The 19568-nt window shown below is 64.4% G+C and carries 23 protein-coding genes; 4 read left to right on the top strand and 19 right to left on the bottom strand.

Annotated elements, in window-relative coordinates; genetic code table 11:
- Positions 1-126 precede the first annotated feature (126 nt).
- The 5 genes from ACK4TE_RS09870 to ACK4TE_RS09890 all read right to left on the bottom strand — a co-directional run bounded on the left by ACK4TE_RS09870 (position 127) and on the right by ACK4TE_RS09890 (position 6011).
- Positions 127-897 carry a hypothetical protein gene (locus ACK4TE_RS09870; RefSeq protein WP_409911339.1) on the bottom strand — a complete coding sequence of 257 codons (771 nt, stop codon included), beginning with the start codon at positions 895-897 and terminating at the stop codon, positions 127-129.
- Positions 898-977: 80 nt separating this feature from the next.
- Complete coding sequence (purH, locus tag ACK4TE_RS09875; protein ID WP_409911340.1) at positions 978-2561, bottom strand: bifunctional phosphoribosylaminoimidazolecarboxamide formyltransferase/IMP cyclohydrolase; 1584 nt, start codon at positions 2559-2561, stop codon at positions 978-980.
- A gap of 53 nt (positions 2562-2614) precedes the next feature.
- Positions 2615-4360 carry a heparinase II/III family protein gene (locus ACK4TE_RS09880; RefSeq protein ID WP_409911341.1) on the bottom strand — a complete coding sequence of 582 codons (1746 nt, stop codon included), beginning with the start codon at positions 4358-4360 and terminating at the stop codon, positions 2615-2617.
- A 6-nt stretch (positions 4361-4366) separates the two neighbouring features.
- Entirely contained in the window at positions 4367-5035 is a 669-nt protein-coding gene (rpe, locus tag ACK4TE_RS09885) for a ribulose-phosphate 3-epimerase (protein WP_409911342.1), read from the bottom strand.
- A gap of 67 nt (positions 5036-5102) precedes the next feature.
- Positions 5103-6011, bottom strand: coding sequence for an AraC family transcriptional regulator (locus ACK4TE_RS09890; protein ID WP_409911343.1), 909 nt, complete (start codon positions 6009-6011; stop codon positions 5103-5105).
- A gap of 101 nt (positions 6012-6112) precedes the next feature.
- Here ACK4TE_RS09890 and ACK4TE_RS09895 point away from each other — a divergent pair, with 101 nt between their 5' ends.
- Complete coding sequence (locus tag ACK4TE_RS09895; RefSeq protein WP_409911344.1) at positions 6113-6856, top strand: SDR family oxidoreductase; 744 nt, start codon at positions 6113-6115, stop codon at positions 6854-6856.
- 66 nt (positions 6857-6922) lie between these two features.
- On the opposite strand, the gene ACK4TE_RS09900 is transcribed toward ACK4TE_RS09895, so the two are convergent.
- The 3 genes from ACK4TE_RS09900 to htpX all read right to left on the bottom strand — a co-directional run bounded on the left by ACK4TE_RS09900 (position 6923) and on the right by htpX (position 9717).
- Positions 6923-7411, bottom strand: a complete 489-nt coding sequence (locus ACK4TE_RS09900) for a glycine zipper 2TM domain-containing protein (protein WP_409911345.1) — start codon at positions 7409-7411, stop codon at positions 6923-6925.
- A gap of 97 nt (positions 7412-7508) precedes the next feature.
- Positions 7509-8789 (bottom strand): RsmB/NOP family class I SAM-dependent RNA methyltransferase, encoded by a 1281-nt coding sequence (locus ACK4TE_RS09905; RefSeq protein WP_409911346.1) that lies wholly within the window; start codon positions 8787-8789, stop codon positions 7509-7511.
- Between the two features lie 16 nt (positions 8790-8805).
- Positions 8806-9717, bottom strand: a complete 912-nt coding sequence (gene htpX, locus ACK4TE_RS09910) for a zinc metalloprotease HtpX (RefSeq protein WP_409911347.1) — start codon at positions 9715-9717, stop codon at positions 8806-8808.
- Positions 9718-9819: 102 nt separating this feature from the next.
- On the opposite strand from htpX, the gene ACK4TE_RS09915 reads away from it, so the two are divergent.
- Positions 9820-10035 carry a DUF1674 domain-containing protein gene (locus ACK4TE_RS09915; RefSeq protein WP_409911348.1) on the top strand — a complete coding sequence of 72 codons (216 nt, stop codon included), beginning with the start codon at positions 9820-9822 and terminating at the stop codon, positions 10033-10035.
- Positions 10036-10099: 64 nt separating this feature from the next.
- Here the strand turns inward: ACK4TE_RS09915 and ACK4TE_RS09920 are convergent, their stop codons facing one another.
- Entirely contained in the window at positions 10100-10930 is an 831-nt protein-coding gene (locus ACK4TE_RS09920) for an alpha/beta fold hydrolase (RefSeq protein ID WP_409911384.1), read from the bottom strand.
- 252 nt (positions 10931-11182) lie between these two features.
- Between ACK4TE_RS09920 and ACK4TE_RS09925 the strand changes: the two genes are divergently transcribed.
- Entirely contained in the window at positions 11183-11653 is a 471-nt protein-coding gene (locus tag ACK4TE_RS09925; protein ID WP_409911349.1) for a MarR family winged helix-turn-helix transcriptional regulator, read from the top strand.
- Between the two features lie 4 nt (positions 11654-11657).
- On the opposite strand, the gene ACK4TE_RS09930 is transcribed toward ACK4TE_RS09925, so the two are convergent.
- Both ACK4TE_RS09930 and ACK4TE_RS09935 read right to left on the bottom strand, forming a co-directional pair.
- Complete coding sequence (locus tag ACK4TE_RS09930) at positions 11658-12680, bottom strand: SDR family oxidoreductase (protein WP_409911350.1); 1023 nt, start codon at positions 12678-12680, stop codon at positions 11658-11660.
- A 553-nt stretch (positions 12681-13233) separates the two neighbouring features.
- Positions 13234-14190, bottom strand: coding sequence for a DMT family transporter (locus ACK4TE_RS09935; RefSeq protein ID WP_409911351.1), 957 nt, complete (start codon positions 14188-14190; stop codon positions 13234-13236).
- On the opposite strand from ACK4TE_RS09935, the gene ACK4TE_RS09940 reads away from it, so the two are divergent.
- Positions 14189-14473, top strand: a complete 285-nt coding sequence (locus ACK4TE_RS09940; RefSeq protein WP_409911385.1) for a hypothetical protein — start codon at positions 14189-14191, stop codon at positions 14471-14473. The two genes, ACK4TE_RS09935 and ACK4TE_RS09940, sit on opposite strands and share 2 nt — an antisense overlap.
- Here ACK4TE_RS09940 and ACK4TE_RS09945 read toward each other — a convergent pair.
- From ACK4TE_RS09945 to ykgO, 8 genes are all read right to left on the bottom strand, one after another.
- Complete coding sequence (locus tag ACK4TE_RS09945; RefSeq protein ID WP_409911352.1) at positions 14470-15354, bottom strand: SDR family NAD(P)-dependent oxidoreductase; 885 nt, start codon at positions 15352-15354, stop codon at positions 14470-14472. The two genes, ACK4TE_RS09940 and ACK4TE_RS09945, sit on opposite strands and share 4 nt — an antisense overlap.
- Positions 15355-15429: 75 nt before the next feature.
- The gene (locus ACK4TE_RS09950; protein ID WP_409911353.1) at positions 15430-16314 is read right to left on the bottom strand and encodes an SDR family NAD(P)-dependent oxidoreductase; all 885 of its coding nucleotides are present in this window, start codon (positions 16312-16314) and stop codon (positions 15430-15432) included.
- Positions 16315-16340: 26 nt separating this feature from the next.
- Positions 16341-16826: a hypothetical protein gene (locus tag ACK4TE_RS09955; RefSeq protein WP_409911354.1), complete on the bottom strand. Its 486-nt coding sequence runs from the start codon at positions 16824-16826 to the stop codon at positions 16341-16343.
- Positions 16827-16864: 38 nt separating this feature from the next.
- Positions 16865-17128, bottom strand: coding sequence for a DUF2312 domain-containing protein (locus ACK4TE_RS09960; protein ID WP_409911355.1), 264 nt, complete (start codon positions 17126-17128; stop codon positions 16865-16867).
- Between the two features lie 42 nt (positions 17129-17170).
- A complete protein-coding gene (locus ACK4TE_RS09965; protein ID WP_409911356.1) occupies positions 17171-18112 on the bottom strand; it encodes an alpha/beta fold hydrolase in 942 nt (313 codons plus the stop codon).
- 5 nt (positions 18113-18117) lie between these two features.
- Complete coding sequence (locus tag ACK4TE_RS09970; RefSeq protein ID WP_409911357.1) at positions 18118-18651, bottom strand: hypothetical protein; 534 nt, start codon at positions 18649-18651, stop codon at positions 18118-18120.
- A 47-nt stretch (positions 18652-18698) separates the two neighbouring features.
- A complete protein-coding gene (locus ACK4TE_RS09975; RefSeq protein WP_409911358.1) occupies positions 18699-19307 on the bottom strand; it encodes an HAD family hydrolase in 609 nt (202 codons plus the stop codon).
- A 31-nt stretch (positions 19308-19338) separates the two neighbouring features.
- Complete coding sequence (ykgO, locus tag ACK4TE_RS09980; RefSeq protein WP_011648318.1) at positions 19339-19464, bottom strand: type B 50S ribosomal protein L36; 126 nt, start codon at positions 19462-19464, stop codon at positions 19339-19341.
- Positions 19465-19568 lie beyond the last annotated feature (104 nt).

A 19568-nucleotide genomic window follows, 5' to 3' on the forward strand; every position in this document is an offset into this window, starting at 1 on the left:
GAGGTGGATCGCTGCGAAGCAGCGAGACGGAGGGGGCTTGGTCTACACTGCGCACCCGATCCCTGTAGGGCGGTATTTATCCCGCCATCAAACCCGTGCGGCCTGAATGGCGGGATAAATCCCGCCCTACGAATCCGCTAATTTCTCTTGCGCGATTGGCGAGGGCTGGTCCCAATCGTCCTCAAACTCAAACTCCATTCCTGGCACCCGCTCGATTAGGAGAGCTCCCAGAATACAAGCCCAACAGACTATTTTCATTATCCAGCCCACGATGTCCGTGGGGATAAACACGATGGTGAGGTAAAGTTCGGCTGCATAAATCGCCAAGAACAATAACGCCCAAATCGAAACTACATATTGGAGCGTGTATTTTGTCACTGCCTCACCAAACTTTTTGAAGCGAAGCGTGTCTTTGTCGTAAATGTTGAACCGATCACGGAGCGTTTTGAGAAACAGAAATTGCGTCTGATGGGCAGCCTTAAGAAGGTCGGGATCGACGGATTTCTGATTTGATCTTTCAATGATGAATTGATCGATCAAGCCATCATATGCTTGCTCCGTATCTAGAAGAACGAAAACTTGGAGCAACGACACACAAGATAGACATGTTAGAAGTCCGATGAGGTGGTTCTTATACTCGATATTGATCTGGAAGCTTGGAATCGAAACCGAAAACCCTAGAGCCAGCGCATAAGCGAAGAGCAGGGGAATGATGGTGCTGCGTGTCATTACATCGCGCTGCTTTGAAGCGTCTGACTTTCGTTCAACCAGCTTCTTCAACACTTCGTCGTCGAACAAGCGAGGCTGGCTTCCAGAATCAACCATAAGCTCGCGTGCAAACAAAAGCCTTGCTTTGACGTGCGCAGAAATCTTTGGCTTTTTGAGAGGTTTCAACACGAAGAACTCCTCGGCGGCAATCATCAACCGCCGGTAGAGTAACTGATTCTCCAAAGCATGCCGACAGCTTACTAAGACACCTAATGCCTGAAATGCCTCATCCCCGTGAACACCATGGCCAATCCTGCTTCGTCCGCCGCCGCGATCACTTCGTCGTCGCGGATGGAGCCGCCGGGTTGGATGATGGCGGTGGCGCCGGCGCTGGCGGCCTGGATTAGTCCGTCTGCGAACGGAAAGAAGGCGTCGGAGGCGGCGACGCAGCCGCGCGTTTTCGGCTCCGGCCAGCCGGCGGTTTCGGCGGCGTCTTCGGCCTTGCGGGCAGCGATGCGGGCGCTGTCGATGCGGCTCATCTGGCCGGCGCCGATGCCCACGGTGACGCCGTCTTTCGCGTAGAGGATCGTGTTGGATTTCACGTGCTTGGCGACGCGCCAGGCGAAGAGGAGATCGGCGAGTTCCTGTTCGGTGGGCGCGCGTCTGGTGACCACTTTCAGATCCGCGCGCGTGATGCGGCCGGCGTCGCGGTCCTGCAGCAGGAAGCCGCCCGCCACGGTTTTCAGGAACAGGCCGGGCGCGGCAGGGTCCGGCAGGCCGTCGGTGATCAGCAGGCGGAGGTTTTTCTTCTTCGCGAACACGGCCTCGGCGGCGGCGTCTGCGCCCGGCGCGATGACGACTTCGGTGAAGATGTCGGTGATCACTTTCGCCGTCTCTTCATCCAGCTTGCGGTTCAGCGCGACGATGCCGCCGAAGGCGGAGGTCGGGTCGCACGCGAGCGCGGCGCGGTAGGCGTCGATAATGGTTGCGCCGAGGGCGACGCCGCAGGGGTTAGCATGCTTGATGATGGCGACGGCGGGCGTTTCGCTGCCGAGCTCGCCGATCAGCTCATAGGCGGCGTCGGTGTCGTTGATGTTGTTGTAGGACAGCTCCTTGCCCTGCAGCTGGCGCGCGGTGGCAACGCCCGGGCGTTTCTCGCCGGTGACATAGAAGGCGGCTTTCTGGTGCGGGTTTTCGCCATAGCGCAGCGGCTGGGCAAGGCGTCCGCCGAGGGCCGCCCAGTCCGGCGCGTCCTCGCCGTTCTGCCGGGCGTACCAGCTGGAGATGGCGGCGTCATAGGCGGCGGTGCGCGCATAGGTTTTCGCGGCGAGGCGGCGCAGCAGGGCGTGGCTGACCTCGCCATTGGCGTCCAGTTCGGCGAGCACGGCCTCGACATCGGACGTGTCGGTGCACACCGCCACGAAGGCATAGTTCTTGGCCGCAGCGCGCAGCATGGCGGGGCCGCCGATGTCGATATTCTCGATACAGGTTTCGAAGTCGGCGCCGGAGGCGACGGTGGCCTCGAAGGGGTAGAGGTTCACATAGATCAGGTCGATCGGGGCGATGCCGTGGGTGCGCGCATCGGCGACATGCTGGTCATTGTCGCGCAGGAAGAGGAGGCCGCCATGCACCATCGGGTGCAGCGTCTTCACGCGCCCGTCCATCATTTCGGGAAAGCCGGTCAGCTCGGCCACGTCCATCACGGGGATGGCCGCGTCTTTCAGTGCCTTGGCCGTGCCGCCGGTGGAGATCAGGTCTGCCCCGTGGCTGCGCAGGCGGGTGGCCTGATCGATCAGCCCGGTCTTGTCGGACACGGAAATCAGCGCGCGGCGGATTTTCAGGGGGGCGGACATGGCGGTTCTCCTCGCGGGCTGTCGCGCGCGGGGTATCACCTCCTAGAACAGGGTCAAGACTCGCGGATGAACGCCCAGCGTACGCAGTTGGGCGGCTGGCTGCCATCGCCGTTGGGGTCGGCAAAGCCGGAGAGCACGATCTGCTCCGGCTGCTCGACGATGCCGCGCGCGAGGTAGACCGTCTTTTCGAGGCGCGCGCCCTCATGGCTCGTGCGGAAGCGCCAGACATGGCCGTTGTCCAGCATCAGGCGGATCGCGTCCTTGCCCATCATCGCGGTCACGGTGGGGTGGAGATGGAAGCGGATCTCGAAGGGGATATGTTTCTTCTCCTCCGCCTCGGCCTGCGCGACGGGGCGGACGAGCGAGTCCTCGCCCGTCAGCCGGTCGCCCTCACCGGAGATGAAGATGCGCCGGCGGTGCAGCAGGCCGTAGGCGGCCTTGTAGCCGGCATGCTGCGCGTCGAGCCAGATTTCGGCGGCCTCCTCCAGCCGCTTCGCCGCAATGCCTTCCGGCCCGATCAGCGCGCGCAGGCGGGTTGCGTCGTTCAGCTCGAAGCTGGCGGAATCGCGCCCGGCGATGATCAGCGTCGAATGCGCGCTGGTGCGCCGCACGGCGGCTTGCCAGTCGACATTCACTTCCGGGCTGTAGCCGCAGGAGGTGATGATGCGCGCGGGCCCGTCGGAGAGTTCGAAGCTGAGCGCGCCGGCGCGGGCATGGTCGCCGAACGGGCGGGGCGGGGCCTCGCCGCAATCCAGCACCAGGCGGATGGAGCCTTTCTCCACTTTCTGGAAGCCCGACTTCGGCGCAAACATGAACTTGCGCGGCGGCGCCGGCAGGCGCGCGAGGGCGGCGTTGATCACTTCGGCGCGCGACTCGTCGCCGTCATTGAACGTGTTGAGCGCGCCGTCCGCGGTCTGGAAAAATGCCAGCATCGCGCCCATGCGCGGAATCCATTTCTCCATCCAGTCCGGCACGGGCCGTCCGGCCGCCGCAATGGCACGCGCCAGCGTCTGCAGGTGGATGAGGGAGGAGAGCACATGCGCCGGGCTGCGCGAGACATGCCCGCCATCCGGCAATATCTGCGCGGTCGTCTCCGCTTCCAGCCGTTCCAGCGCGTCGCCAAGCCCGGCGCCGGCGCGCAGGCACAGCGCTTTGGCCACCAGCACGACCGCGCCGAGCCAGCGCGATTTCGGATCATGCGCAGACCCGATGGTTTCCTGAATATAACGCAGCTGGCGCGCGAGCGCGTCGATGCGCGCATGGCGCACTGCGTCGTCGCCCGCTTCCAGGAGGGCAGGGCCGCAGCGCAGCCAGTTCCAGCACCGGCTCGCCGTCGGCTCCAGCCGCCAGGCAAAGCCGTGGAACTTGCCGAACTTGGCAACCCAGTCATCTGTCAGCGCCACCGCTTTCGCCGTGCCTTCCGGCCCCTGCGCCATCAGGTCGGCGAGCCAGCCGAAACGGTGCACGCGGTCGGCAAAATGGCGCGAGGGCATTTCGATGGACCAGGGCGACTGGCCGGGTTGCAGCACGATGCGCTGCTGTCCGATGCGCCAGATGTCGCGCATCAGCGCGTCGCCGCGCCGATCATCCGGGGGCAGAAGATTTTCAAGGTGCAGGCTGAACGTATCGGGGCCGTGGCCGGTGAGTTTCAGTTTTTGAAGTGCGGAGACTTTTGCGTCTTCCCCGGCGATACCGCGAAACCGGCGCCACAGGGCGGCGTCATCGCTGCTCGTCCGTGTACGGTCAGCCTGAAACGCATCGCCGGTTTCGTCTGGCAGATTCCGGTCTTCCCCGCTCACGCCGGATCACACCCTGACTTTCGGGCGCAGCGCCAGGATATTCTCCGCATAGGCCGAAGGCCCGCCCTGGAACACCGCCGAGCCTGCGACGATGGCTGTCACGCCGGCGGCAATCGCCTTCGGCGCCGTCTCGGCATTCAGGCCGCCATCGATTTCGAGAATGATGTCGCGCCCGGTTGCATCGATCATGCGGCGGAGTTCTTCCACCTTGCGCAGCTGGCTGGTGATGAAACTCTGCCCGCCGAAACCGGGGTTCACCGACATGACGAGGACGAGATCGATATCGTCGATCACGGGCTCGATCACGCTCGCCGGCGTGCCGGGGTTCAGCGCCACGCCGGGGCGCATGCCGGCGGCGCGGATTGCCTGCAGTGTGCGGTGAAGGTGCGGGCCCGCTTCCGGGTGCACGGTCAGGATATCGGCGCCCGCCTTGGCGAAAGCGGCAATGAACGGGTCCACCGGCGCGATCATCAGGTGCACGTCGAACGGCTTCTTCGTATGCGGACGAAGCTTCTCGATCACCGGCGGGCCGAAGGTGAGGTTCGGCACAAAATGGCCATCCATGACATCGACATGGATCATGTCGGCGCCGGCCTTGTCGATGGCGCGGATTTCCTCGCCAAGGCTTGCAAAGTCAGCGGACAGAATCGAAGGGGAAATCAGGACCGGGGGCATGAGCAGTTCCTAGAGGCAAACGGGAGCTTTGTGAAACGTCATTTTCCCGCAGGGGGGGAGGGATTTGTCACAGGCCCGTATGGGCCAGACGGGCGAATCGTCCGGGCGCCAGCCCGGCATGCCGGCTGAAAGCGGTGCTGAACGTGCTGGCGGAGCCATATCCGACACGTTCGGCTACCTCATCAAGGGACAGGTTGCCCCGGCGCAGGAGATCCTTGGCGAGAGCCATGCGCCAGGCGGCAACATACTCCATAGGCCGAAGACCTACGACGCGGGTAAACCGGTCAAAGAAGGCGGAACGCGACATACCGGTATTGCGGCCAAGTTCTTCAGCGGTCCAGCCATGCCCGGGGTCGCTGTGAATCTGGCGCAGAGCGCCGGAGATGCGCTCATCGGCGAGGCCGCGCAGGAGACCGGGCGGCGCGTTGCTCACATCGGCGGAGCGCAGGGATTCCACCAGCAACACCTCCGCCAGGCGTGCGAGGATGAGATCTCGGCCCGAGCGCTGAGCGCGCGCTTCCTCGCCAAACAGGCTGACCAGCGCTGCGAGGCGGGCATCTCCCTGAATGTGCAGGAGGGTGGGCAGCAGGGACAAAATCAGCGCGGCGTCCGGCGAATCCAACACGAAATAGCCGCCCTGCAGGCGGACGTCCGGCGGCCCTTCCTTGCGCCCATGCCGGACCTCTGCGGCCGTGGCAGCGCCCGGCTGCGGGACGAGGCGTTTGGGTGTGGCCGGTTCCAGTCCCGACATCGTGAAAGCCGGCGTGGCAGGCAGGAGGACGAAATCGCCAGCGCTGAGCAGGGTGGGGGCTGTCCCATCAACCGAGAGCCGGCATTGTCCTTCCAGAACCGCGCAGAAGCCGGGATGGCCGAAGGCGGAATAGCTGACGGCCCAGCGCCCGGCGCCGGTAATGCCTTTTGAGAACAGCGCCTTCGGGCGGAGGAGTTCGATCACCTGGGCGAGCGGGTCTGCCATTTTCCGGACTCTCGCAAACAAAAACAGGACTTCAAGTCGATGATCGTCCAGTCTCGCGCCCTTATTCTCTCCCTGTCAATCGAAAAGGAAAGGCTAAGGCAATGAGCACTGTGATGATTACCGGCAGTTCGTCCGGGTACGGACTGGAGACGGCAAGGCATTTTCTGGCGCAGGGTTGGAAGGTGATTGCGACGATGCGCACCCCGCGCGCGGATATTCTGCCGAAGTCAGAGGCGCTGCGTGTGATTGCGTTGGATGTGACGTGTGCGGACAGTATTGCAGCGGCGCTGGAGGCGGCAGGTCCGGTGGATGTGCTGGTCAACAATGCGGGGATCGGTGTGGTCGGCGCCTTTGAGGCTACCCCGATGGCGCATGTCCGAAAGGTATTCGAGACCAACACGTTCGGCGTGATGGCGATGACGCAGGCGGTGATCCCGCAGATGCGGATTCGGCGCACGGGTGTTATCATCAACGTCACATCCAGCGTGACCCTGGCGCCGATGCCTCTGGCGGCGGCCTACACGGCGAGCAAGCAGGCGATTGAAGGCTTCACCGGGTCATTGGCGCATGAGCTGGCCTGTTTCGGCGTGCGGGCGAAACTGGTGGAGCCAGGCTACGCGCCGACAACCCGGTTTGCGCAGAATACGGAAGTTAAAGTCGAAGACCTGATCCCGCCAACGTATGCCGGATTTGCTTCGCCGATTTTCGAAGGCTTTGCCCAACCCGCACTGACGACGAAGGAGACCGATGTGGCCACTGCAGTCTGGCGCGCGGCGAATGATACCAGCGGGCAGCTTCGCTTTCCGGCAGGGGCAGACGCCGAGGCGCTGGCGCAGGCCGTTTGAGGCCCAAAAGAAACAGCCGGCTACACAAGGCAGCCGGCTGTCTGATCTGGGGCAGATTCCGCCGCGTTAGCGGGGGATCAGCTTCCATCCATCGGCGCCCGCAATCGCGTTCACCGGGGTGCCGGGCTGGATATAGAGGTCCGCGCCCTGGATGATCTCTTTCACTTCGCCATTGTCGAAGCGCACGATGTAGGCATAGCCGCGCTGGGTGCCGACCGCCTTGCCGGCTGCGTTACCGGCGATACCGCCGATCACCGCGCCGCCGATGGCGCCGGCCGTCTGGGCCTTGTCGCCGCCGCCGAGTTCCGAACCGGCAATGCCGCCGAGAACCGCGCCAGTGGCCGTGCCGATGACCGAACGGTCGGGCCGGATCACAACTTCACGAGCCGAGGTGACGACGCCGGTGTAAACTGTCGAAGCCTGCCCCATGGAGCGGGTCGAAGCCTGGCCGACCCCGCCGGAGCTGGCGCAGCCTGCGACCGCCAGGGTCAGGGCCGCGAGGGCGCCGGCAAGGGCCTTCCGCGAGGCCGAGTGAGCAGAAAGCTGCATGAACATAGAATTCTTCCTTTCGCATTGCATACCTGCGATGGGGCCATATAGCCGGGTTCGGCCTGAATAGGACATGAATTTCAGGTAGGAAAACTGTTCAGGATCAGGCCGCAGGCCCGGCCGGGGCCAGCCGGGCGATATAGAAGGCATCACAAGCCTGTGAGGGCCCCGGCAGGGTCAGGAGATCGCCGGAAGTTGTCAGCGCATGTTCGAATCCGGGACATTCCGCCGCCGCGACCGGCCGGCGCACATAATCGCCCCGGGCAATCGCCGCTTCGACGATCTCACGCCCTTCCGAGGGCAGGGGCGTGCAGACGCAGTAAATCAGCGTTCCGCCGGGGGCCAGCATCTGCCGGGCGGCGGCAAGGATGCGCGCCTGCACCGCCGGAAAACGCCCGACATCGGCAATCGACTTGATCCACGCCCCTTCCGGATGGCGCGCCAGCGTGCCCAGCGCGGAACAGGGCGCATCCACCAGAATCTTTCCGAACTTCTCAGGCGGCTGCCAGGTTTCGGCATCCGCGACGATGATCTCGGCGGAAAGCCGCGTGCGCTCCAGATTCTCCTGCAGCCGTTTCAGACGGTTGGCGGAGCGGTCAATGGCCGTCACCCGCGCCCCGCTGGCCGCAAGTTGCAGTGTCTTGCCTCCGGGCGCCGCGCAGAGGTCGAGCACCCGTTCGTCCGCCTGCGGATCAAGCAGCTTTGCCGGTAGCGCTGCGGCGGCATCCTGCACCCACCAGTCGCCGGTCTCGTATCCGGGCAGGGTTTCGACTGCGCCTGTGCTGAGCGTAATCGTGCCAGAAGGCTGCAAGGCCCCGCCCGTCATCGCTGCCACAGCTGCCGGATCGCTCCGCGCCGTCAGGTGCAGTTCGGGCTCAACCAGTTGCGCGCTTGCAAGCTGCCGTGCCCGCGCATCACCAAGGCCGCCGGCAAAGGCAAGGCGCAGCCAGTCCGGCCAGATGTCCTCCGGCGGCAGAGTGGTTGCGGGCGAGGGCGTCTCGCTCACCCGGCGCAGCGCCGCGTTGAGAAAACTGCCGCCCGAGCGTGCGCCCGGCCACAGCCTCGCTGCGTCAACCGTTTCGGAAACTGCCGCATGCGGTGCCACATCCATGAACCAGATCTGCGCCGCGCCTGCCCGGATCAGCGCGCGGATTTCCGGGCTCGTTGCCGCCAGTGGGCGCGAGATCAGCGGCTGCACGGTGCGGTCAATCCAGCCGAGATGGCGCAGCGCCGCCGAGGCAATTGCCCGAGCAAAGCTTCGGTCCGAGCCTTCAAGCGCGCGGAACGGGTCTGATGCCGCCATGGCCTCGTCCAGCGTCCGTTTCCGGTCGAGTGTCAGATGCAGGAGGTCGCCGGCGGCGCGCCGGGCGGCTGCGCCGCTCATCGGAAGAAGCCTGTGCTCAACCCCACGGGCCGGCCGTGCGGCGGGGTGTTTCGGCAGGGCGGATCGACGACACGCCCATCTCGCCGGCCATCCGGCGCAGCGCCTCGACCCGGTTGGCGGTCGACGGGTGGGTGGAGAAGAGGTTGTCCGGCCCGCGCCCGTTCAGCGGGTTGGAGATATACATATGCGCCATCGCAGGGGCACGCTCCGCATACGGATTGATCTGCGCGCGCGCGCCGCGCTCGATCTTCTCCAGCGCTGACGCCAGCCAGAGCGGGTTGCCGCAGATTTCCGCGCCGCGCGCATCTGCCTCATACTCGCGCGAGCGGCTGATCGCCATCTGCACGAGGCCGGCAGCCAGCGGCGCCAGGATCATGATCGCAATTCCGAGGATCGGATTGGACCGCCCCTCCGAATCGCGCGGCCCGAAGAACAGCGCAAAGTTCGCCAGCATGCCGATGGCACCGGCCAGTGTCGCGGTCACTGTCATGGTCAGCGTGTCGCGGTTCTGCACATGCGCCAGCTCGTGCGCCATCACGCCCGCCGTTTCCTCGCGCGTCAGCACGTTGAGCAGGCCCGTCGTTGCGGCCACGGCGGCGTTCTGCGGATTGCGCCCGGTGGCGAAGGCGTTCGGCTGCGGCGTGTCGATGATATAGACTTTCGGCTGCGGCAGGCCTGCGCGGTCAGCCAGGCGCGCCACATCCTGCCGGAAGGCGCGCAGCATCGGGTTCGTCGTATCCTCCGGCACTTCCTTCGCGCCCTGCATGCGCAGCACGATCTTGTCGGAGTTCCACCAGGCAAACACGTTCATGCCGGCGGCCACGACAAAGGCGATGATCATGCCGGCGCTGCCGCCGACAAGGTATCCAATGGCGACAAACATCGCGGTCATCGCCGCGAGAAGGATAAAGGTCTTGGCTGTGCCCATCAGTGGGGAAACTCCGGTCACGCAAAGAAATCAACAGGCGGGCGGACAATCCGCCTCGCGCAGCCTATATGGGGGAAGGTAAACACAACGGGAAGACCGCGAATGACCGCAGAGCCTGCAGAATCGCACCTGCTCTCCGAAGAAGAGCGCGCCCGGCGCGCCGCATTGCCGGAAGCCGCCCGCCGCGCGCTGGAAGAGGCCGACGCCCGCAAGCGCGCCGACGCGGCCCTCCCGCCAGACGAACGCGGCGGTCCCAAGACTATCGAACCCACCCGCTACGGCGACTGGGAACGCAAAGGCATCACCTACGATTTCTGATCGGAACAAATAAGCCGGGCCGCCTTTCGGGGCGGCCCGGCGAGTTTGAAGGTCTGGTATCTGCTTACTTCCGGACGAAGGCCAGGAGGTCGGCGTTGATCAGGTCCGGATGCGTGGCGAACAGGCCGTGCGAGAGGCCGTCATAGACCTTCAGCGATCCGTTCGGCAGCAGGGCGGCTGCCCGGCGTGCTGTCTCGTCCACCGGAACGATCTGATCGTCGCCGCCATGCATCACCAGCACAGGAACAGTGATCGATTTCAGGTCTTCCGTGAAATCCGTTTCGGCGAAGGCCTTGATCGTGTCGAGCTGGGCTTTCGCACTGCCGGTCATGCCCTGGCGCCACCAGTTCTCGATCAGGCCCTGGCTGACCTCGGCGCCTTCACGGTTGAAGCCATAGAAGGGACCCGAGGGGATTTCGCGGTAGAACTCGGCGCGGTTTTTCGCTAGGGCGACCTTGAAGCCTTCGAACACTTCCAGCGGCACGCCGGTCGGGTTGCTCTCCGTCTGGCCAAGGATCGGCGTGATGGCGCCGATCAGCACGGCTTTCGACACACGGCCGGGTTCAGCGCCGGCCACATAGCGGGCGACAACACCGCCACCGGTGGAGTGGCCGATATGCACGGCGTTCTTCAGGTCCAGTGCGGCGACAAGGTCAGCCGTGTCGGAGGCGAACGTGTCCATGTCGTGGCCGATATCCGTCTGGGTGGAGCGGCCCTGGCCGCGGCGATCGAAGGCGACGACGCGGTAGCCTTCGGACAGGAAGAACAGCATCTGCGCGTCCCAGTCGTCGGCGGTCAGCGGCCAGCCATGGTGGAACACGATAGGCTGGGCGTCTTTCGGGCCCCAGTCCTTGTAGTAGATCTGGGCGCCGTCTTTGGTGGTGATGGTCGACATCTGAATTTCTCCTTGAGCAGTGGTCTTGAGGGCAGGGTTGGTTGCGGGAATCTGGCAGGCCGCGAGCGTGGTGAGGGCGACCGCAGAAAGAAGGGACTTGATCACGGGTGTTCTCCTATTTGCTATCGCCATAATCATTATCGCGATAGGTATCAGATAGGGGATTGCGATTATTCCGTCAAGCACTATTTTTATCGCGATAGGTAATTTCGCGATAAGTAACCCGGTTGCCCCTGAATCATGGAGAGAGAGATGTCCGACACAGACCCGAAGCTGGATTTTCCCCCGCCGCTCAGCGAGCATCTCTGCCATTGGATCTACGGCACCAACCTCGCGATCCAGCGTATCCACAAGACCGTGCTGGACGAGCTTGGCATCACCTATCCGCAATACTTGGTGCTCAATCTACTATGGGAGTGTGACAACCAGCCCGTCGGCGAACTTGCGAGCCAGCTCCGGCTGGAGGCGAGCACGCTGACGCCCCTGCTGAAACGGCTTGAGGCCGGCGGCTTCGTCACCCGTGTCCGCAATCCGAAGGATGAACGTCAGGTGCTGATTGGCCTGCTCGACAAGGGAAGGGATCTGCGCAGCTGCGCCGGCCGCCTCGGCGTCAATCTTGGTGCACGGATCAAAATGTCTGTAGACGAACTAAAGCAGCTGAGCGACGGCATCCGAAAGCTGCATGAACAGCTGGTTGAAGCAGCGCCGGAACAAGAGGCCTAAAGCCTCACACCACCTTGAAGTCGATCAGGCTCTTCGCGCCGGAGGTGATGGCTTCTTCCGCGCTGCGGTGTTGCCATCCGAGAACACGCTTCGCCTTCTCGCTGGAGATATGCCGCTCGCGGCCGATCTCGGGGATGATCTGCTTGGCGGGCGGATTGACCATCGCGATCAGTTTCACCATCCAGCCGGGCAGCTCTTTTGCGGGCACCTTCTTCCGGTAGTCCGGGAACTGCTCGCGCAGCACGGCGGCGACTTCCGAGAACCACATGAACCGGTCGCCGACAAGGAAGCGCTCGCCCGCGGCGGCCGGGTTCGTCATCGCCAGCACATGCGCAGCGGCGACATCGCGCACATCCACGATCACGAAGCCGACCCGCGGCGTACCCGGCAGCTTGCCGGACATCAGCTGCGTCAGGATCTCGACGGACGCCGAAAAATCTCCGCTCATCACAGGGCCGAGCACGGCCGACGGATTGACCGTTGCTAGTTCGAGGCCCTTGCCCTCACCACTCACATAATCCCAGGCGGCGCGCTCCGCGATCGTCTTGGAGCGGGTATAAGGCGTCGTGTCATTCACCGCGCCTTCCTGCGACCAGTGTTCCTCGGTCACCGGGTTCGGCCGCTTGTCGCCCCAGCCATAGGCGCAGGCCGCCATGGAGGAGGTCATCACCACTCGCTTCACGCCCGCCGCCTTCGCCGCCTTCAGCACGCGCAGAGCGCCGTCGCGGGCGGGGATGATCAGCTCATCGGCATCCTTGGGAACGTTGCTGGGAATGGGGGAGGCGATGTGCTGGATGAAGTCCATGCCCTGCGCCGCCTCGGTCCAGCCTTTGTCGGAGGAAAGGTCCGCCTCGCGGATCGGGATCGACACGGGCCGGCCGGCATAGGCGCTGATCGTCTGGCTGAGCACGGCGCCCTTGGAGGCGGAACGCGCCGTTCCGGTAACCTCGTGCCCGGCCTCCAGCAGCTGATGGATCACATGCCCGGCAATGAAGCCGGTCGCCCCTGTCACGAGAACTTTCGCCATTCTGCCCTCCAAGCATTGGTCTTGAATAATGAACGATTCATTTGTTATTCACAAGCAGAATCTTATCGCCGGGGAAAGTTATGTGGGGCTGGTCTGCGCTGTGGCGAGGCCAAGCGCTCAATTCTCCTACCCCCTCCATCTGCTGCAGATGCCTGCGAAGGCAGGTATCCAGCGCAAGAAAGAACTGGAGCCCTGCCTGCGCAGGGGTCTGCGATCAACGACAGATGGGACATATGAGGCCCGATCTCCTGCACTATCCTGATGCACGGCCTCCAATTCTCCGCTCACCCCGGCGAAAGCCGGGGCCCAGTTTCAACGGGCGTTTCTGGATCCAGGCTTTCGCCGGGAAGAGCGGATGGTGGGGTCGTGGATGGGGAGCGGGCAGGAGATGGGCCCTCAAATCACCTCCGGTGATCGAGGGTGACGCAAGAAGGGAGAGCTGAGGTAAGAGGAAAGGAAGCAGATGCAGCCCCTCAGGCCTGATGCCCCTACGAGCACAGCGAAGGCGCAGGCGCCGCGGGCGACAGCCCGCGAACAGCGCCGAGCAAAAAACCTAAAACGGCTTCGGCGGCACCACCGGCTTCCTCTGGTTCCGGCGGTGTTCGCGCCAGGTGATGTAGAGGGTGGAGACGACAATGATGCCTGCGCCCGCCCAGACGAACAGGCCCGGCAGCGCGCGGATCATCACCCAGTCGGCAACCGCGCCCATCGGCAGGCGCAGATAGTCCATCGGCGAGAGGAACGAGGCGTCTCCGACCGACATGCCCTTGATGAAGCAGAACTGCGCGACGAAACCGGCAAACGCCATGCAGAAGATCAGCAGCCAGGTCGCCGGCTCCGGCGAGCCCCAAACTGCCAGCGCAGCGGGCAGGATGAATATGGAGGACAAAAGGTTCGCCCAGATCAGCAGCGCCATCGGAGAGTGCACGCCGGTCAGCGATTTCACCAGCACGATGGTGAAGGCAAAGCACAGCGAGGAGAGGATCGCGAAAATGCTGCCGACATTGAAATGCGCCCCGCCTTCCGCGCCGAGAAGGGCAGGCACGACGGTCATCACCAGCACGCCGATGAAGCCCACGATCACGGCCGTGGTGCGGTGAATGCCCACCTTCTCGTGCAGAAGCAGCACCGCGAACAGGGTCACGAACAGCGGCCGGGTGAAGCTCAGCGCATTGAATTCCGCCAGCGGCAGGCCGAACACCGGCCAGATCGCGATCAGCCCGAAGACAAAGCCCATCGACCCGATCAGGCTGCGCGTCACCAGCGCCCCGAAGCGCGCGAAATGGATCTTCACGCCAAACAGGATGAAGGGCGAGGCAATCAGGAAGGCAAGGAAGCTGCGCCAGAAGGCGAGGAAAACCGGGTGGATGTCGGCGGTGATTTCCTTCGCGAGCGCCAGGTGGAGCGTATAGCCGACCCCGGAGATGATCATCCACAGCGCGCCCTGCAGATTGCCGGAAAGCCCGGGCCGGCCTAGAGATTTGGCTGAAGATTGATCCGTGTCCGCCATGCCCAGCTTCTCACCCGAGGATATCGACGAGATCGACCGGCTCTGGCGCGGCCTGCCGGCCGATCACATGTGGACCGGCTGGGCAGCAGCGGGCGAGCGCCCGGAGGTCGTCTGGATATTCCGTACACTGACGCATTGGCGCCGCTTTCCTCTCCGCCGCACCGAAACAGGCTACGCCCTCAGCGATGACCGGGGCAACCCGTTTCGCGAAGCCGCCACCCTTGAAGACCTGCTGCAGGCGGTCGAAGCCGTACCGCAGCTCGGGGTGCGGCCCACGGGTTAGCCTTTCGCTGCCGCCTGCTGGGCGAGGCGCATCTGCTCGGCCTGTTCCGGCGAAATGCCGAGCGATTCCAGAACCGGGCTCGCCGCGGTCTCGTCCCAGCTATGGCGCGGGCCAACCGTCATGCCGCCATCGACAAGGAACTCCCCGCCAGTGATGAAGCCTGCGGCATCGGAGGCTAGGAAGGCCGCCATCTCGGCAATGTCTGATCCGCGCCCGACACGTCCGATGGGCTGCATCTTGCCGCCGGCCTGTGCCAGCATCTCGGCCATCTGGTCGGCCACTTCGCGCGGCAGGCCGAGCGAGGCGCCAAAGATCGAGGTGGCAATAAAGCCCGGCAGGATGGCGTTGACGCGGATCTTGTATTTCGACAGCTCCGCCGCGGCGAGCTTCGAGAAATGCGCCACGCCTTTTTTCGCCACCGAATAGGTGATTGGTGCATAGCCGGCCGAGACCGCGCTGATCGATGACGTGTTGATGATCGATCCGCCCTTCGCCTTCATGTGCGGAATGGCAAACTTGGTGCCGGCGAAGACCTGCTTCAGCAGCAGATTGATCGTGGCGTCGAAGCCGTCGAGATCAAGCTCCTCCACCGAAGTCGGCGTGCCGCCATGGCCGGCATTGTTCCACACGATATCGAGCGATCCGAACGCCGCCGGCGCGGCGTCCATGATCGCCTTCAGCTCGTCCATGTTGGTCACGTCGCAGTGCACGAAGCGCAGCTTGTCTTTGCCGAAGCGGGTCTCCAGTGCGCGGCCCTTCTCGTCCTGGATATCGCCCGCAATCACCTTTGCGCCAGCGGCGATGAAGGTCTCGACGCCCGCAAGCCCGATGCCGCTTGCCGCGCCTGTGATCACCGCCACCTTGCCCTTGAGATCCGCCATGTCTGTTCCTCCCGTTTGCCGGGCACATGCCGCGCCTTTCCGCAACGGGCGTCAAGGGCAAAGCTGACGGAGGCGTCAGGTTTTCTTTTTCAGGCCAAACCGCGAGATGAAAATCCCGTCCAGCACCCGTTTCGGCAGCCGCGTGGGAATCGTGAAATTTGTCAGCTTCTGAGGCACCGGCGCATAGCGCGCCTTCGGTTTCGGATCGCTCAGCGCCCGTTCGATCACGCGCGCGATTTCCTCCGGCGGCAATCCCGTGCGCCCGCCGCCCAACATGATCCGCTCGAACGCCTTCAGCGGCTCCGCCCAGTCGCTCTTCGCATATGGCCCTTCGGAATTGTCCTTCTCGGCCTTGTCCCAGATCGGCGTGCGCACCGATCCCGGACCGACCGCAATCGCGTCGATCCCGTAGATCGACAGCTCCCGGCGCAGCGTATCGGTCATCGCCTCGTTCGCATGTTTGGTGGCCGTGTAGGCGCCAAGGAACGGCGCCGCGATCCGCCCGCCCACCGAAGTGATCGTCACGATCCGCCCCGGGGGGCCCACGCGCGCCGGATCCGCGCCGAGAAGGGGCACCGCCGCCTGCGTCATCCGCAGCATGCCAAACACGTTCACCGCAAAGTGTGCCTCGAAATCCTTCATCGGCTGCAGCGCCAGCGGACCCATCTTCGCGATCCCGGCATTGTTGACGAGGCCGGTGAGGCGGCGATTGCCAAGCGCGGCCGCAATCACGCCTGCCGCCGCGCGCACATCCTCATCTTTCGTCACATCCAGGATCAGCGGGCGCAGGTCGCCGGCCGCGCCGTCCACCAGTGCCGCGCTGTCCTTCGCAGAACGCACGCCCGCAAACACGGCCCAGCCGTTGGAAGCAAAGTGGCGGGCGGCGGCAAAGCCGATGCCGGTCGAGGCGCCGGTGATCAGCACGCTGCGGGCGAGGGCAGGGGATGAAAGCTCGGTCATGCCTCCTTATACGCCACAATGTCCGATCAGTTTTCGGTTTTTTTCCCGCCGCCTTCGATCACCGTCAGGCGCGGTTTCGCCTTGCGCAGCGGCGTGACATTGCTGGCGCTCGGCAGTCCCGCCGCGGGCACCAGTGCCGGCTTCGCCCTCGCGGGCGGCGGCGCAGGCGGCGGCGCCTCATCTTCCACCTCGGGCAGAGATTCGCGCACCGGGCGCCGCTTCATGCCCATCGGTTTGCGCGCCTTCAGCCCCTTCGGCTCCTTACCCCGGGCCTTCTTGTCGATCTGCCTCAGCTTGGCCTGCTGCAGGCCGGAGAGCGCCTCGCCCTCCGCGCCCTTGGAAGGGTCCGCAAAGGCAGAGCCATATTTCTCTACCCGCGCCTCGACCTCTTCGAGGAAGGCTGCCTCCCAATCCGTCAGCGGCGGCCCGAGGCCCTGCGCAGCGAGATCCGCCGCCCGGCGCAGCTTTCGCAGCGCGGCGCGCTTCTTGCGCTCGTCAACCTCTCTCGGCATGGCGCGGAGTTAAGGCGAATTTGCCCCGCGGGGCAATCTCAGGCTTCGCCGAGGGCGATGAGATAGGTTTCGAGGATCATTTCCTGCTCCTCGCGCTCGGCCCGTTCGATCTTCCGCAGACGGATCACTGCGCGCAGCGCCTTTGTGTCAAAGCCGATGGCCTTGGCCTCGGCATAGACTTCCTTGATCTGCTCGGCGACCTCTTTCTTCTCTTCCTCCAGCCGCTCGATCTTGGCGACCGTCTGGCGCAGCTTCTCCCGGGTGGTTTCATCGATCTTGGTGATCTCGGCATTGTCCGCCATGACAGGTCCTTTCCGGAATTCTGGGAAGCAAAGGCGAGGCTCTTAGCGGGTCTCGGCCCCGAACGCCAGCCGCCGGATGGCGTCAGCAACAGCGTCGCCTTCGCCGTGATGCGGCATGTGGCCTTCATGCTTCAGGATCACCAGGTCCACCGCCACCTGCTTCTTCAGCCGCCCGACATGCTTGGCCGGGCTCAGCACCGTGTCGCCGCTGCCGGAAAACACCGTCACCGGCACCTGCAGCTCGCCATAGCGCGCCGATTGCGCCGCCAGTTCTGTCTCCAGCGCGGTCATGTCGCGCGCATTGGCGCGGAAGTTCGGCGGGCGGAACAGGAGGCCGATCCCGGCATTCTCGAAATAGCCCTGAGGGGCAGGGGCCGGATCAAACACGCTGGTGATGCCGCCTTTCACCTGCGCCGGGCCGACAATGGGGAGCAGCTGGCTGAACGCATGCCCGACCACCGGCGGCGCCGCCGCGCGGTTATACCAGGCCGTGCCGCTGCCGCCCCAGTCATGCGTCACCGGCGCCAGCAGCACGAGGCCCGAAACCAGTTCCGGCCGGTCGAGCGCCACGCGCAGCGCGACGGCCCCGCCAAAGGAATGGCCGACGATCACAGCCTTCTCGCCCGGCGCCAGCGCGTCCAGCACACCGGCCATCTGCCGCGCCTGCAGTTCCAGCGTCTCGGCGCCGGCAAAGCGCTGCGAATAGCCGTGCCCCGGCCGGTCGGCCATCAACACGCGCACGCTGCCTTCCAGCCGCGGCGCCAGCGTCCAGGAAAACTCGCGTGCATTGGCGCTCGCCCCGTGGATCATCAGCACCGGCGGACCAGTCTCGCCGCGCCGCAGCACATGCACATCATGGCCCGCCACCGGCACAAGATCGCCCTCGGCCGGCAGGGCCTTCTCGACCTTCGACGTGTAAGCGAGGCTCGTCACACACGCGCCAAGCCCCAGCGCGGACACCGACGCCGCAATAACCGTCAGCATACGTCTCAAAGCTCCGTGCCTTCAGCCTTCTTCGCGAGGCGGGCAGCGGCCGATTGTGCCTGTGGCAGCAGCGGATAGATCTTCAGCGCCTCGCGGTAGCTCGCCAGCGCTTCGGTCTCGCCGCCCAGCGTTTCCAGCATTACGCCCATGCCGATCCACGCCCCGAAATGGCGCGGCTCCAGTTTCAGCGCCTCGTTGAGATCGCGGAAGGCTTCCGGAAAATTCTCCTCGGCAAGGAACAGGCCCGCGCGCCGGTGCCAGGCTTCCGGATAGTCAGGCTTGATGACGATGACCCGGTCGAGCAGTTCATGCGCGGTCTCCGCTTCATCTGCTGCAATTGCCAGCATCGCGCGCTGCATCAGCACATCGACAGTGGGCGACCCGGATTCCAGCCATGTCGCCCAGATGTCCTCGGCCACATCGGCGGCCTCGGCCTCGTCCTGCGCCGCCTTCAGACGGTCGAACATCTGGTCCGTCGGTGCGGCAAACGCCGCAGGCGCGATCAGCATCAGCAGGGAGAGGAGGAAAGCGCGCAGCATCACCTCCAACTATATGGCGCGAACCCCGCACCCGGCAATCGCGAGGCTCAGAGCAGGCCTTCGAGGATCAGCGTGCGCTCGAGGCCTGCCGAATCCCGGAACAGGTGCGTGCGGAAACCAAGCGCATCCGCCGTCGCGATGTTGCGCGGGGCATCGTCAATGAAGAGAACCTCGTCAGGGGAGGGCCCGCCCATCCGCGCCAGCGTCAGCTGGAAGATGGCCGGGTCCGGTTTCACGAGGCCCGTCTCGCCGGATACGACGATCTGACGGAACCGGGCCAGGATCGGATAGGCGCCGTAGACCTCGTCCCAGGTCTCCGCCGGCATGTTTGACAGCGCATAGAGCGGCGTGCCGCGCCCGGCGAGGCTTTCCACGAGGCGTTCGGAGCCGGCAATCGTGCCGTCGAACATCTCCATCCAGCGCCCGCGCCAGGCCTTGATCTGGTTTTCATACTGAGGGTAGGTGGCAATCAGCGGCGCGGCATTCTCGGCAAAGCTGACGCCGGCATCATGCCGCGTATGCCAGTCCATCGTGCAGATGGAGGACAAGAACCGGTCCATTTCGGCCCGGTCCGAAAAAATCTTGCTGTAGAGACGGGCCGGTGACCAATCGATGATCACCCCGCCAAGATCGAAAAGGGCGATCCGGGCTGCCATTCTGGCGCCTCAAAGCCCATTCATCTTGGGCTCAGCCTTGCTTTGCTTTGAAGCGGGGGTCAGTCTTGTTGATGACGTAGACCCGGCCTTTACGGCGCACAATCTTGCAGTCGCGGTGGCGCGACTTGAGGGATTTGAGGGACGAACGGACTTTCATGGGTCTGGCCTGGAACGATTAGGAATTGGGAAAGCGGAGCGCGTAATGAATCCGGCAAGCCGAGTCAAGGACAGTCGCTGCCACGGGCAGCCTTCAAGGGGAAT

Origin of the sequence: Hyphomonas sp., assembly GCF_046313975.1 — a bacterium.
Taxonomy (GTDB): domain Bacteria; phylum Pseudomonadota; class Alphaproteobacteria; order Caulobacterales; family Hyphomonadaceae; genus Hyphomonas.

Coding starts and splice junctions, on each gene's coding strand:
- ACK4TE_RS09935 (WP_409911351.1), bottom strand. CDS start 14,190: ATGGCGGACACGGATCAATCTTCAGCCAAATCTCTAGGCCGGCCCGGG.
- htpX (WP_409911347.1), bottom strand. CDS start 9,717: ATGGGCACAGCCAAGACCTTTATCCTTCTCGCGGCGATGACCGCGATG.
- ACK4TE_RS09940 (WP_409911385.1), top strand. CDS start 14,189: ATGCCCAGCTTCTCACCCGAGGATATCGACGAGATCGACCGGCTCTGG.
- ACK4TE_RS09900 (WP_409911345.1), bottom strand. CDS start 7,411: ATGTTCATGCAGCTTTCTGCTCACTCGGCCTCGCGGAAGGCCCTTGCC.
- ACK4TE_RS09895 (WP_409911344.1), top strand. CDS start 6,113: ATGAGCACTGTGATGATTACCGGCAGTTCGTCCGGGTACGGACTGGAG.
- ACK4TE_RS09890 (WP_409911343.1), bottom strand. CDS start 6,011: ATGGCAGACCCGCTCGCCCAGGTGATCGAACTCCTCCGCCCGAAGGCG.
- ACK4TE_RS09930 (WP_409911350.1), bottom strand. CDS start 12,680: ATGGCGAAAGTTCTCGTGACAGGGGCGACCGGCTTCATTGCCGGGCAT.
- ACK4TE_RS09970 (WP_409911357.1), bottom strand. CDS start 18,651: ATGCTGCGCGCTTTCCTCCTCTCCCTGCTGATGCTGATCGCGCCTGCG.
- ACK4TE_RS09905 (WP_409911346.1), bottom strand. CDS start 8,789: ATGAGCGGCGCAGCCGCCCGGCGCGCCGCCGGCGACCTCCTGCATCTG.
- ACK4TE_RS09960 (WP_409911355.1), bottom strand. CDS start 17,128: ATGGCGGACAATGCCGAGATCACCAAGATCGATGAAACCACCCGGGAG.
- ykgO (WP_011648318.1), bottom strand. CDS start 19,464: ATGAAAGTCCGTTCGTCCCTCAAATCCCTCAAGTCGCGCCACCGCGAC.
- rpe (WP_409911342.1), bottom strand. CDS start 5,035: ATGCCCCCGGTCCTGATTTCCCCTTCGATTCTGTCCGCTGACTTTGCA.
- ACK4TE_RS09955 (WP_409911354.1), bottom strand. CDS start 16,826: ATGCCGAGAGAGGTTGACGAGCGCAAGAAGCGCGCCGCGCTGCGAAAG.
- ACK4TE_RS09945 (WP_409911352.1), bottom strand. CDS start 15,354: ATGGCGGATCTCAAGGGCAAGGTGGCGGTGATCACAGGCGCGGCAAGC.
- ACK4TE_RS09950 (WP_409911353.1), bottom strand. CDS start 16,314: ATGACCGAGCTTTCATCCCCTGCCCTCGCCCGCAGCGTGCTGATCACC.
- ACK4TE_RS09920 (WP_409911384.1), bottom strand. CDS start 10,930: ATGTCGACCATCACCACCAAAGACGGCGCCCAGATCTACTACAAGGAC.
- ACK4TE_RS09965 (WP_409911356.1), bottom strand. CDS start 18,112: ATGCTGACGGTTATTGCGGCGTCGGTGTCCGCGCTGGGGCTTGGCGCG.
- ACK4TE_RS09915 (WP_409911348.1), top strand. CDS start 9,820: ATGACCGCAGAGCCTGCAGAATCGCACCTGCTCTCCGAAGAAGAGCGC.
- ACK4TE_RS09925 (WP_409911349.1), top strand. CDS start 11,183: ATGTCCGACACAGACCCGAAGCTGGATTTTCCCCCGCCGCTCAGCGAG.
- ACK4TE_RS09975 (WP_409911358.1), bottom strand. CDS start 19,307: ATGGCAGCCCGGATCGCCCTTTTCGATCTTGGCGGGGTGATCATCGAT.
- purH (WP_409911340.1), bottom strand. CDS start 2,561: ATGTCCGCCCCCCTGAAAATCCGCCGCGCGCTGATTTCCGTGTCCGAC.